This is a genomic window from Intestinimonas massiliensis (ex Afouda et al. 2020), assembly GCF_001244995.1.
Lineage (GTDB): Bacteria > Bacillota > Clostridia > Oscillospirales > Oscillospiraceae > Intestinimonas > Intestinimonas massiliensis.
The window spans coordinates 640,941-653,025 of the sequence record NZ_LN869529.1 but is presented as its reverse complement, the minus strand read 5'-3'; the positions used below and the strand labels follow the sequence as shown (position 1 = coordinate 653,025).

Here is a 12,085-nt window from a genome sequence, read left to right as displayed (position 1 = left end):
AGTATCCCAAAAAATGTGAAATCCCCGTAACCATTGCGGTTACGGGGATTTTGGCGGAGTGGGAGGGATTCGAACCCTCGGACGGCTTTTGACCGTCACACGATTTCCAGTCGTGCTCGTTATGACCTCTTCGATACCACTCCATCTGATGCTGTATGCAATCTTTCTCGAATACAGGGAAGTACGGACCGCCGGAGGGCGTGCTCTGCGGCGAACAGCATTGATTATTATATCATCTTTTGCCCTCCCGTCAAGAGGGAATTTTCAAAATTTGCGAAAAAACTGCGGGCCATTGTATTGTGCCCCAAAACATGCTATAAATGGAAGTACATTTTCCAAAGAGGTGTCAAAGATATGGAACTCTCTCGTTTGCAGGCGCTGGATCTGCTCCGGAAGTATAACAAGGACCCCTTCCACCTGCGCCATGCCCTGACGGTGGAAGCCGTTATGGGCTGGTTCGCCCGGGAGCTGGGCTACGGCGCGGAAGCGAGCTTCTGGTCTTCCGTCGGGCTGCTCCACGACCTGGACTTCGAGCTGTGGCCCGAAGAGCACTGCGTCAAGTCCCAGGTCCTCATGCGGGAGCACGGTCTGGACGAGGCCCTGATCCACGCCACCGCCAGCCACGGCTGGGGACTGGCCTGCGACGTCAAACCGGAGCATGAGATGGAAAAGGTGCTCTTCGCCTGCGACGAGCTCACGGGGCTCATCGGCGCGGCGGCCCTCATGCGGCCCTCCAAAAGCTGCACCGATATGGAGCTCAAGTCTCTGAAAAAGAAGTTTAAGGACAAGAAGTTTGCCGCCGGCTGTTCCCGGGATGTGATCGCCCAGGGAGCCGCCCTGCTGGGCTGGGACCTGGACAAGCTGCTGGACATGACACTCCGCGCCATGCAGGACAGCGAGGCCAAAGTCGAAGCCGAGGCCGCCGCGCTCTAAGCGTTACAATCTGTTCATGTTTCATCCCTTGCATTCAAAGGTATAATATGTTACATTAGCATAATACCGAACCATTCCGAATGAAAAAGGAGCTTTTTATGGAAAAATCACCGCGCCGCGGCCTGAAAAACAAAGCCTCCCGCATCCTGATCAACATTCTTGTCACCCTCGTTCTCGGCCTGCTCTATTTTTACGTCTCCCTGCCGGCGATCAACCTCCATGACAGCAATTTTTACGGCTTTTTCTTCGTACTGTGCATCATCTACGTGGTCTGCGCCCTCATTACCTCCGGCTTCCACATGGACGCCAGTGGCGGCATCAAGGAGTATTTCCGCTTCATCAAGTCCCAATGCCTGCCCATCGGCATTCTGATGCTCCTGCTCATCGTGATCGCCATCCTGGGCACTGTCATCTCCATGCCCATCTTCCGAGCTGCCTCCTATCGGGACCTGCTCACGGTGGAAAACGGCGACTTTGCCGCCGAGGTGGAGGAGATCTCTTTCGATCAGATCCCCATGCTGGATGAGCAGTCCGCTCAGCGCCTGGGCGACCGCAAGCTGGGCGAGCTGTCCGACATGGTCAGCCAGTTCGAGGTGGCCGATGATTACACCCAGATCAATTATCAGGGCCGCCCCGTCCGCGTCACCCCGCTGAACTACGGCGATCTCATCAAATGGTTCAACAACCGCAGCCAGGGCCTGCCCGCCTATATCATCGTGGACATGGTCTCCCAGGAGGCCGAGGTGGTCCGCCTGCCGGAGGGCATGAAGTATTCCCCCTCCGAGCCCCTGAACCGCAACGTCATGCGGCACCTGCGGTTTACCTATCCCACCTATATGTTCTCCACGCCCACCTTTGAGATCGACGAGAGCGGCCACCCCTATTGGGTCTGTCCCAAGCTGGAGATGACCATCGGTCTTTTCGGCGGCCGGGACATCGACGGCGCCGTACTGATGGATGCTGTCACCGGTGAGTGCGAGTATTACGAGGATGTGCCCACCTGGGTGGACCGGGTCTACCTGGCCTCACTCATCATGGAGCAGTATGACTACCACGGCACCCTGGTCAACGGCTTCATCAACTCCATCTTTGGTCAGCGGGACGTAACCCACACCACCGAGGGCTTCAATTATATTGCCCTGAGCGACGACGTATATATGTACACCGGCGTCACCTCCGTGGGCTCCGACCAGTCCAACGTGGGCTTCCTGCTGTCCAACCAGCGGACCAAGGAAACCAAGTACTATAAGGCCCCCGGCGCCACGGAGCAGTCCGCAATGGCCTCCGCGCAGGGCAAGGTCCAGCACCTTCAGTACCAGGCCACCTTCCCTCTCCTGCTCAACATCTCCGGCCAGCCCACCTACTTCATTGCCCTGAAGGACGCCGCCCAGCTCGTCAAGATGTACGCCATGGTCAACGTCTCGCAGTATCAGATCGTGGGCATCGGCAACACCGTGGCGGAATGTGAAAAGGATTATATCCTCCAGTTGGCTGAAAACAACATCACCACTCCTGAGGTCCTGCCTGAGACCACCATCTCCGGCGCCGTAGAGGAGATTCTCTCCGCCGTTCTGGACGGCAACACCTACTACTTCGTCCGTCTGGAGGGCGAAGATGTCTACTACTCCCTCTCCGCGCTGGACAATCCGGCGGCGGTCATCCTCAAGGTGGGCGACTCGGTCACCATCGACCACGCGCCCCAGACCGGTGAGGAGGTCAACCCCATCCTCAACGGCTACAGCCTCACCATCGACGGAAAGGCCACGCCGGACCCCATCGTCTCCCCCGAGCCTGCGGTCTCTGCGCCGGAGGCCGCCCCCGACGCCTCTTCGGCCCTCCCTGGTGCTGCATCCGTAGTTCCCGCCGCCTGACGGTATGGAATGCCCCGGACCGACTTCACGCTCGGTCCGGGGCGCTTTTTTGCCTGCGCGTCCACGCCTGGATGAGTCGTAGTGCCTCCGGCGACAGGAGGAACAGGGCTGCCAGATTGGGCAGCGCCATCATCCCGTTACACACGTCGGCCAGCTGCCAGACCGTCCCCACGTCCCCAACGCTCCCCAGGACCACACAGACTAGAAAGGCCATGCGGTAGACGCCCGTCCAGCGGCTGGTGCCGGTGAGGTATTCCAGCCCCCGCTCCCCATAATAGCTCCAGCCCAGCAAGGAGGAGAAGGCGAACATCAAAAGGCAGACCGCCACAAAGGGTCCCCCCCACCGGCCCATCACCGTAGCAAAAGCCGCTCCCGACAAGGCTGCGCCCACCATGGAGCTGTCCACCGTTCCCGCCTGGATGGCCCTTAGAGCCGTCTGGGGCGCGTACACGCCGGAGACCAGAATGACCAGTGCGGTAACCGTGCAGACCAGCAGCGTGGCAATAAAGACCTCAAAGAGGCCCCACATGCCCTCCTCAGCCGGCTCATCCACGTCCGCCGCGGCATGTGCCATGGCGGAGGAGCCCAGGCCGGCCTCATTGGTGAACACACCCCGGGCCACGCCGTAGCGCATGGCCGCCGCCATGCCGTACCCCATCCCGCCTCCCAGGGCCGCCTTTGGGGTCAGGGCCTGGGTGAAGATCTCCGTCAGGGCCGCCGGTATCGCGACGGCATGGCGGGCCAGCACCAGCACCCCGCCGCCCAAAAAGAGCAGCGCCATCACCGGCACCAGCTTTTCGCTCACCCGTCCGATGCGGCCGATGCCGCCCAGAATGACCAGACCGGTGAGGACGGCGGTCACGCACCCCACTGCCAGACGGTCCCAGCCGAAGGCGTGCTCCAGAGAGGTGGCGATGGAGTTGGCCTGCACCATATCCCCGCCGCCGATGGAGGCGCATACGCAGAAGAGAGAGAACATCATTGCCAGCGGTCGCAGCTTCAGTCCCCGCTCCATATAGTCCATGGGCCCCCCCTGCCATGCCCCCGCGCCGTTCCGCTGCCGGTAGCGGACCGCCAGCGTCTTTTCCGCGCAGCCGGTCATCATCCCCAGGAAGGCGGAGACCCACATCCAGAACACCGCGCCCGGCCCGCCGTAGAAGATGGCGGTAGCCACGCCTGCGATGCTGCCGGTGCCGATGGTGGAGGCCAGGGCGGTGGAGAGGGCCTGAAACTGGGTCAGCCCCTTTCCATTCCCCCGCCCGCGTTTGCGCAGCAGCGAGCCCAGCGTCGCCCGCAGCCACAGCCTGCATTCAAACACCTGAAAGAATCCGCTGCGGAGGGAATAATAGAGTCCCAGCAGCAAAAAGCCGCCCAGCAGCCAAGGATTCCAGATCCAGCCGCCAAGCCGCTCTAAAAAAACCATGTCCACACCTCCTCTACTCAGGAGTATGTGGACATAGGCCCAAAAATGCCGTCAAAGGCGCGCGCAAAATCAAAAAGAAGGACACGACTTTGGGGCGGTGTTCGTAAGACAGTATTGCCCGTACCCCGAAAAAGCTGTTGGCTGAATATAAACACAACGCCTGAAGAATTTGCGAATTCTTCAGGCGTTTCTCTTTGTACAGTAGATTTCTTTGCGGGTTTCTGCTACAATATGTTTGATAAAAATATGCGCCAAACCGGGGTTTTCAGAGGAGGTTTCTAATGAAGAAATACAGTGGTTGGATTGTTTTACTTATTTTTATCTTCATTTGTGCTGGCGGGGTATGGCTTACTTTACAGGTCACAGCAGAGTATCCCAAACTGGGAGAGCCAGTCTCTTATCCTGTCAATCAAGTTGATGGCTTTGAACTGACCATCGAAAAGCCATCATGGTCTCCATTTAGAGGCTATACAATTCGCTGGGCCGTTACTGCAAATTCTAAAGAAGTCTATTCCTTCATTGAGGATGGTGGCCCTGGCTTTGAGTATCTCGAACGCTATATTGACGGGCAATGGTATCGTTTGGCATATTCGCAAGACGCATTTCCTTTTAGAAATTTAGAATTTTCGTTGGGTGGAAATGACGGGACAGGCTTGCAGGGGAGCGTTGTTCAAAAATATGATTATTATGGTACTCGCTTGGAAGCGGGAACCTATCGGATAGTATTGGAAATGAAAGCAAAAGACGGAACACCGTATTATCTGGCGAGAGAATTTGATGTTGAGTAAATTAGTAGGCAGACAACTTCCGGTTTGCCGAACCGTTTCTAAAATCCTTTAGGACGGGGGGCGCATTTCTATACGGTGTAGCCCCGTATGTACTTTTTGCGTCACTGCGTTCCGAACAAGGGGCTACACCGCTTGCGCCGCTTTGCGGCTATCTATATTATTATATACAGGAACAGCGTGACTTCGAAAGTCACGCTGTTCCTGTATATAACTGTCTTACGGATACTGCCCTTTGTCGTGTCCTTCTTTTTGTCTTGTCCGAACACTATAGATGCCTGGCCGGAACCGGGGCCCCGCACAGCGGGGCGGCGCAGGGGAATTCATTTCGCCCGAGCATGTTAAAATCCCCAGGTCTCCATAAAAATAACCACACCTGACGGTGTGGTTATTTTTATGGAGGCGCCACCCAGACTCGAACTGGGGGTAAAGGTTTTGCAGACCTCTGCCTTACCACTTGGCTATGGCGCCGGAAAGCGGAGACCCACAGTCTCCTGGAGCAGGTGACGAGGCTCGAACTCGCTACCTCCACCTTGGCAAGGTGGCGCTCTACCAGATGAGCTACACCTGCGAATCAACAGTCCAGCATATGCCGCAGATTCGCGTTTGATGCATGGGAAGAGAAAAATCTCCCGGGGGACGCCAATGGGCATCCCCCGGAGATTGGTGCCTCCGGTCGGAATCGAACCAACGACACGAGGATTTTCAGTCCTCTGCTCTACCAACTGAGCTACAGAGGCAAATGCGGGCGTTGCCGCCCATGGCGACGCGGAAGGGACTTGAACCCTCGACCTCCGGCGTGACAGGCCGGCGTTCTAACCAACTGAACTACCGCGCCAGATGGTGTCAGGTCAAAGACCTGTGGTGGGAACAACAGGACTCGAACCTGTGACATCATGCTTGTAAGGCATGCGCTCTACCAGCTGAGCTATGCTCCCCTGGTGCCGTATTTGTTTCTTTCAGACGGCGAAAGTTATTATACTAAAGCCAGGCTAAGATGTCAACACCAAATTTGCCTTTCCTGGATATTTTTTGTCCTTTATCGCGTCGCTTCCTCCAGAAGTTCTTGCAAATCCTCTTTAGTAAAGCGATACACCTTGTCGCAAAACTGACAGGTCAGCTCCGCCCCGCCTTGCTCTTCGATGAGGTTCTGCATCTCCTCTTTGCCCATGCTGATGATGGCGCGGGACACCCGCTCCCGGCTGCAATAGCACTTGTAGGCCACCGGTCTGCGCTCCAGGAGCTCCGGCTCCTGCCCCTCCAGCACCCGCCCCAAAAGCTGCACCGCGTCGGCGCCGCCGTGCAGGGCGTCCGTGACAGGTCCCAGCCGGGCGATGGACTCCTCCAGCCGCTGGATCACGCTCTCGTCCGCTCCGGGCAGAAGCTGAACCAGATAGCCTCCCGCCGCAGCCACACTCTGATCCTTGTCCACCAGCACCCCCAGCGCGCAGGCGGTAGGGACCTGCTCGCTCTCCACAAAGTAGGCGGTGATATCCTCGGCGATCTCCCCGCTGACCAACTGTACGCTGCCGATATAGGGCTCCTTGAGTCCCATGTCCTTCATGACGGTCAGAGAGCCGCTGCTTCCCACGGCGGTCCCTACATCCAGCTTGCCCTGGTATTTGCGGGGAATATCCACCTGGCCGTTCTGCAGGTAACCTCTGGGATTGCCCCGGCTGTCCGACACCGCCGTGATGGCGCCCAGCGGCCCGCCGCCCTTGATCTGGAGGGTCACGGAGCCGTCCTTCTCCTTGAGCATGTCCCCCATCATGGAGGCCGCCATCAGCGTCCGGCCCAGGGCGGCGGTGGCCACCGGCAGCGTCTTGTGGATCTGCCGGGCACGCTCGACCATATCCTTGCCGGTGACGGCCACAGCCTTGACCATGCCGTCCCCGGTCATCATCCTTATAATCTCATCCATGGTTCACAAATCCTTTCGCGCGGCAAAAAAGATACGCCCCTCCCCCGGCTTCGGCGGGCGGAGCTTTAATTCGCCGTACTGCTTCACATCCCGAAAGCCGGCCGCATGGAGATAATCCGTCAGCTCCCGGGGCTCGTAGGCATATTCCTCATGGACCTCCTCCTCCCGGCGCCACAGCGCGCCCTCGCGAAAAAACAGGTCCATGCCGTAGGTGCAGATTCGACGGCGGGCCGAGTATTCCGCCCGCCAGACACAGTATGTGTCATCGGTCTCATCCATAAACATCTGGCCGTCCAGATTCCTCAGCTTCTCCGGGGTGTTCACATCGAACAGAAAGACCCCGCCCGGCATGAGAAACAGATGAACGCGCTGGAACGCCCGGCGTAGGTCCGCCGGGCACGTGACATAGTTAACGCTGTCCAGACAACAGACGCAGGCGTCGATGGTCCCGTAAAGATCCAGCTCCTGCATGGACTGGTGGAGGAAGATGGGCTTCTCACCCTGGACGGCCCGTCCCTTTTCCGCCGCCACAGCCAGCATCTCCTCCGACTGGTCCACGCCGATCATCTCATAGCCCCGCTCCGCCAGCCGGCAGGTCAGGCTTCCGGTCCCGCAGGCCAGGTCCAGCACCGTGTGGACCGGAAGCCCGGCCCTTCGAAAGTGCTTTTCGGCATAATCCGCCCATACCTCATAATGCACATCGGCGGTCAGTGCGTCATACCGCCCCGCCAGCGCTTCGTAGCTGCTCATTCGTCCTGCTCGTACTTCTTTCGGATGTCCTTGGCCCGGGGCAATACGTTCTTGTAGCCGTCCGCACCGTAGTTCAGCGAGCGGTTCACCCGGCTGATGGTGGCGCTGCTGGCCCCCGTACGCTCCAAAATATCATTATAGATCATCCCGTCGCTGAGGAGAAGCGCCACCTCGAACCGCTGTTCCATGGCCCGCAGCTCCGCCACGGTGCAGAGGTCTTCAAAAAACTTGCGGCACTCATCCAGGTCCTGCAAAGTCAGAATACTTTCATACAGCAGGTCGCTGTGCTCCTTCTTGGGCTTTTTGGTCATGTCGGGACCTCGCTTTCCTATAATCAGAGCCTTGCTCCTTATTATTTTACCACTGTGAAGTACGAAGGTAAAGAGGCAATCCGCTGCTTTCACGTTTTTCCCGTCTCTTCATAGCATAAAGGGAGAGGAGCTGATGACATGGTCAAGGACTGCCTGTGGAAGCAGGCCCTGAAGTGGGAGGGCGAGCCGGTGCTGGTTCTGTCCCTGCGCACCCCTGAGCTGGACGCAGAGAGTCGGGGCGCCCGGCGTATCAACCGCTATTACGGCAAGCTGGCGCAGATCTGGAAAGCACGCTGGGAGACCTCCCTGTTTCCGTCCGCCTGCGCCGCGCTGGCGGAAGCCCGCGCGGCCTCCCGCCCATTCGAGCCCTGGAGCGTCACGCTGGACTACCGGGTGACACAGGAGGAGGCCGGCCTTCTGAGTCTTTATGTGGATGCCGTCGAGCGCTCTACCGGCCGGCCGCTCACCGTCCGCACCGCCGACACCTGGGACCTGGCCAGCGGAGTCCCTCATCTTCTCACCGACTTTCTCCCCCCAACCCGTTTGTGGCGCCAGTCCCTGCTGGCGGAGCTGACCGCACAGTCAGAAGCCCGCCTGCAAAGCGGGGAATCCTTCTTCTACGCCGATGCGCCGGCCCGGGTACGCCGCTTTTTTTCCCCGCAGCGCTTCTATCTGACGGGAGATTCTCTGGCTGTTTTCTTCCCCATGCTCTCGCTGGCGCCCGCCGCCGAGGGCATCCCGGTCTTCCTCCTGCCCCGTCCAGATGCGGCGGGAGAACAGAATTCACAAGCCTCCTGACTTCTCCCGCCCTTCCACCATAAAACTCCACAAAAATACTGAAAATGGAAAATTCTTTCTTGTGTATCAGGGCACCTTAGGATATAATAACATGTCCTGAAATGAGGACCGCAAACCGAATATACAGGAGGAGTTTTTATGGTCAAAGCGATCGTCGGCGCCAACTGGGGCGACGAGGGCAAGGGCAAGATCACCGACATGTTCGCAGAAGCATCCGACGTAGTCGTCCGCTTCCAAGGTGGGGCCAACGCCGGGCACACCATCATCTGCGATTACGGTAAATTCGCCCTGCACCAGCTCCCCTCCGGAGTCTTCTATCCCCACACCACTAACATCATCGGCAACGGCGTGGCGCTGGATGTCCCCAAATTCATGGAGGAACTGGGGCAGTTGGAGGCCGGCGGCGTGCCCGCCCCTCATCTCATTATCTCCGAGCGCACGCAGCTTCTGATGCCCTATCATGTGCTCCAGGACACCTATGAAGAGGAGCGGTTGGCCGGCAATGCGTTCGGCTCCACCAAATCGGGCATCGCCCCCTTCTATTCTGATAAGTACGCCAAGGTCGGCATTCAGGTCTGTGAGCTGTACGACGAAACCCTCCTGATGGACCGGCTGGAGCACGTCTGCACCATCAAGAATGTGCTCTTTGAGCATCTGTATCACAAGCCCCTGCTCGACCCCAAGGAGCTGTTCCAGCTCCTCATGGGCTACCGGGAGCAGATATCCCCCTTTGTGGGCGACGCACTCACCTTTGTGCGCTCCGCTCTGGCCGACGGCAGGCAGGTCCTGCTGGAGGGCCAGTTGGGCTCCATGAAGGACCCCGACTTCGGTATCTACCCCTATACCACCTCCTCCCATACGCTGGCCGCCTTCGGCTGTATCGGCGTGGGCATTTCCCCCCGGGACATCCGGGATATCGTGGTCGTCACCAAGGCCTACTCCAGCGCCGTGGGCGCCGGCGCCTTCGTCTCGGAGCTCTTCGGCGAGGAGGCCGAGGAGCTGCGCCGCAGGGGCGGTGACGCCGGCGAATACGGCGCTACCACAGGCCGCCCCCGCCGGGTGGGCTGGTTTGACGCCGTAGCCACTCGGTATGGCTGCATGGTCCAGGGCGCCACCGAGGTGGTGCTCACTGCCATCGACTGCCTGGGCTACCTGGATGAAATCAAGGTTTGCACCGGCTATGAGATCGACGGCAAGGTCACCCGCGACTTTCCCGTCCCGCCCCTGCTGGCAAAGGCCAAGCCCGTCTACGAGACGCTGCCCGGTTGGAAGTGCGACATCCGGGGAGAGACCGACTACCAGAAGCTCCCCGAGGCGGCCAGGACGTATGTCGATTTCCTGGAAAATCAGATTGGAGTCCCCATCTCTATCGTCTCCACCGGCCCCAAGCGCCACGAGATTACCCGGCGCTGAGGCGCTTCCCTCTCCGTTTTTCAATGTAAAGAAAAGTGGCCCGGACGGTCGTCCGGGCCACTTTTCTTTACATTCCGTCTTTTCATCATTTTACATTGTATGTAAATCGTAAAAATACAATTTAAATTGTAAGCTACAGGTAAATCATAGGTAAAGAATGGGCAAAATTACCATTTTTCGCATTGACTTTGTAAACTTTCTCGGTATGATGCATATTGTAGGTTGGAGCCAGGGCCCTGACTCAATGCAATCGGAACAAAGAAGTTTGGGAGGAGTTCTATGTTCAAGAAATTTACCAATGGCTGCGTACGCGTGGTCAACCGCTGGCTGCCGGATGCATTCCTGTTTGCGATCATTTTGACCATCGTTACCTTTGTTGGCTCTATGATCGGCACCAAGCAGTCCCCCATTGAACTGGTCAATGCTTGGGGCAATGATAAGGGCATGTGGGGCCTGCTGTCCTTCTCCATGCAGATGGCCCTGGTCCTCGTTCTGGGCTCCGCCATGGCCTCCGCCAAGGTCTGCAAAAAGGCGCTGGGCTCCATTGCAAGTCTGGCTAAGGACAAGAAAAGCGCCATTGTTGTCACTACCTTCGTCTCTACCATCTGCTGCTGGCTGAACTGGGGCTTTGGCCTGATCGCCGGCGCCCTGCTGGCCAAGGAAGTGGCCCGTCGGGTCCGCGACGTGGACTACGCCCTGCTGATTGCCTCCGCCTATTCCGGCTTCGTCATCTGGCACGCCGGCATCTCCGGTTCCATTCCCCTCCAGATATCCACGGGAAGCGAGATCCTGGGAGTCGTCTATCAGGTGCCCACCAGCCAGACCATTTTCCATCCCATGAACCTGCTCATGGTCGGCGTGATTCTGGTCCTGATGCCCTTCGTCAACTATGCTATGCACCCTGATGTACAGCACACCGTTACCGTGGACCCCGCCCGGCTGGTCGATGAGGAGGAGCGGACCTACACCATCAGCTCCCCCGCCGAAAAATTGGAGCACAGCAAAGTTCTCTGGATCATCACTCTGGTGTTGGGCTTCGCTTACATCATCTATTATTTTTTCACCAGCGGCTTCAACCTGGGTCTGAACATCGTCAATATGATTTTCATGTTCCTGGGCATTCTGCTCCACGGCGACCTGCGTAAATATGTGGACGCCATCGGTGATGCCGCCTCCGGCGCCGCCGGCATCCTTCTTCAATTCCCCTTCTATGCCGGTATCATGGGCCTGATGGTGGCGCCCAACGCCGACGGCGTATCCCTGGCCTCTATCATTGCCGACTTCTTCGTCAGCGTCTCCAATGAAGTCACCTTCCCCATGCTGACGTTCTTGTCTGCCGGCCTCATCAACTTCTTCGTCCCCTCCGGCGGCGGTCAGTGGGCGGTACAGGCCCCCATCGTCATGCCCGCCTCCACCACGATGGGCATCGAGGCCGGACGAGCCGCCATGGCCATCGCCTGGGGCGACCAGTGGACTAATATGATCCAGCCCTTCTGGGCCCTGCCCGCGCTCGGCATCGCCGGACTCTCCGCCCGCAACATCATGGGCTACCTGGTCATCGTCACCATCTTCACCGGTATCGTCGCCTGCCTCGGCTTCCTGGGCTGGGCCATCTTCTTCTAAGCACTATCCAGCTTCTAATCTTTACATCTTTCCGATCAACACCCATTTCCCTTCCATTCATAGAGGAAACCCCAACACCCACACGCAAAAAGCCGCAGGCAGTCGCCTGCGGCTTTTTGCGTACCCAATCGTCGATTGGTAGCACCAGTAATTTGCTTTATTTTTGCATAAAAAGTGATGTTTTTTTCACCTGTCACATTGGAATGATCCCTCAGCAGATGAGGACTTTATGAAATAGTCCATTCATTTTTTAGTTT

At 58.1% G+C, this 12,085-nt stretch carries 10 protein-coding genes and 6 tRNA genes; 6 read left to right on the top strand and 10 right to left on the bottom strand.

The window, feature by feature from the left end:
• Window positions 1–51: 51 nt before the first annotated feature.
• A tRNA-Ser gene (locus BN2154_RS07105) sits at window positions 52–143 on the bottom strand.
• 211 nt (window positions 144–354) lie between these two features.
• On the opposite strand from BN2154_RS07105, the gene BN2154_RS07100 reads away from it, so the two are divergent.
• Both BN2154_RS07100 and BN2154_RS07095 read left to right on the top strand, forming a co-directional pair.
• Window positions 355–933 (top strand): hydrolase, encoded by a 579-nt coding sequence (locus BN2154_RS07100; protein WP_050618150.1) that lies wholly within the window; start codon window positions 355–357, stop codon window positions 931–933.
• A gap of 98 nt (window positions 934–1,031) precedes the next feature.
• Window positions 1,032–2,804 carry a CvpA family protein gene (locus BN2154_RS07095; protein WP_238074842.1) on the top strand — a complete coding sequence of 591 codons (1,773 nt, stop codon included), beginning with the start codon at window positions 1,032–1,034 and terminating at the stop codon, window positions 2,802–2,804.
• Between the two features lie 25 nt (window positions 2,805–2,829).
• Here the strand turns inward: BN2154_RS07095 and BN2154_RS07090 are convergent, their stop codons facing one another.
• Window positions 2,830–4,227 (bottom strand): alanine/glycine:cation symporter family protein, encoded by a 1,398-nt coding sequence (locus BN2154_RS07090; protein WP_050618149.1) that lies wholly within the window; start codon window positions 4,225–4,227, stop codon window positions 2,830–2,832.
• A gap of 281 nt (window positions 4,228–4,508) precedes the next feature.
• Here BN2154_RS07090 and BN2154_RS07085 point away from each other — a divergent pair, with 281 nt between their 5' ends.
• Window positions 4,509–5,015 (top strand): hypothetical protein, encoded by a 507-nt coding sequence (locus tag BN2154_RS07085; protein WP_238074840.1) that lies wholly within the window; start codon window positions 4,509–4,511, stop codon window positions 5,013–5,015.
• A gap of 394 nt (window positions 5,016–5,409) precedes the next feature.
• Here the strand turns inward: BN2154_RS07085 and BN2154_RS07080 are convergent.
• The 8 genes from BN2154_RS07080 to BN2154_RS07045 all read right to left on the bottom strand — a co-directional run bounded on the left by BN2154_RS07080 (window position 5,410) and on the right by BN2154_RS07045 (window position 7,994).
• Window positions 5,410–5,483 (bottom strand) — tRNA-Cys (locus BN2154_RS07080).
• Window positions 5,484–5,507: 24 nt separating this feature from the next.
• A tRNA-Gly gene (locus tag BN2154_RS07075) sits at window positions 5,508–5,583 on the bottom strand.
• A 93-nt stretch (window positions 5,584–5,676) separates the two neighbouring features.
• Window positions 5,677–5,752 (bottom strand) — tRNA-Phe (locus BN2154_RS07070).
• Between the two features lie 21 nt (window positions 5,753–5,773).
• A tRNA-Asp gene (locus BN2154_RS07065) sits at window positions 5,774–5,850 on the bottom strand.
• A 24-nt stretch (window positions 5,851–5,874) separates the two neighbouring features.
• A tRNA-Val gene (locus tag BN2154_RS07060) sits at window positions 5,875–5,950 on the bottom strand.
• A 101-nt stretch (window positions 5,951–6,051) separates the two neighbouring features.
• Window positions 6,052–6,933, bottom strand: a complete 882-nt coding sequence (gene hslO / locus BN2154_RS07055) for an Hsp33 family molecular chaperone HslO (RefSeq protein WP_050618148.1) — start codon at window positions 6,931–6,933, stop codon at window positions 6,052–6,054.
• A 3-nt stretch (window positions 6,934–6,936) separates the two neighbouring features.
• Entirely contained in the window at window positions 6,937–7,683 is a 747-nt protein-coding gene (locus BN2154_RS07050; RefSeq protein WP_050618147.1) for a class I SAM-dependent DNA methyltransferase, read from the bottom strand.
• On the bottom strand, window positions 7,680–7,994 hold the full coding sequence (locus BN2154_RS07045) for a YerC/YecD family TrpR-related protein (protein ID WP_050618146.1): 315 nt from the start codon (window positions 7,992–7,994) through the stop codon (window positions 7,680–7,682). The genes BN2154_RS07050 and BN2154_RS07045 overlap by 4 nt, the downstream gene beginning before the upstream one ends.
• 138 nt (window positions 7,995–8,132) lie before the next feature.
• Between BN2154_RS07045 and BN2154_RS07040 the strand changes: the two genes are divergently transcribed.
• The 3 genes from BN2154_RS07040 to BN2154_RS07030 all read left to right on the top strand — a co-directional run bounded on the left by BN2154_RS07040 (window position 8,133) and on the right by BN2154_RS07030 (window position 11,828).
• Window positions 8,133–8,792: an RsiV family protein gene (locus BN2154_RS07040; protein WP_050618145.1), complete on the top strand. Its 660-nt coding sequence runs from the start codon at window positions 8,133–8,135 to the stop codon at window positions 8,790–8,792.
• A 138-nt stretch (window positions 8,793–8,930) separates the two neighbouring features.
• On the top strand, window positions 8,931–10,205 hold the full coding sequence (locus BN2154_RS07035; RefSeq protein WP_050618144.1) for an adenylosuccinate synthase: 1,275 nt from the start codon (window positions 8,931–8,933) through the stop codon (window positions 10,203–10,205).
• A 279-nt stretch (window positions 10,206–10,484) separates the two neighbouring features.
• Window positions 10,485–11,828 (top strand): short-chain fatty acid transporter, encoded by a 1,344-nt coding sequence (locus BN2154_RS07030; RefSeq protein ID WP_050618143.1) that lies wholly within the window; start codon window positions 10,485–10,487, stop codon window positions 11,826–11,828.
• Window positions 11,829–12,085: the final 257 nt, after the last annotated feature.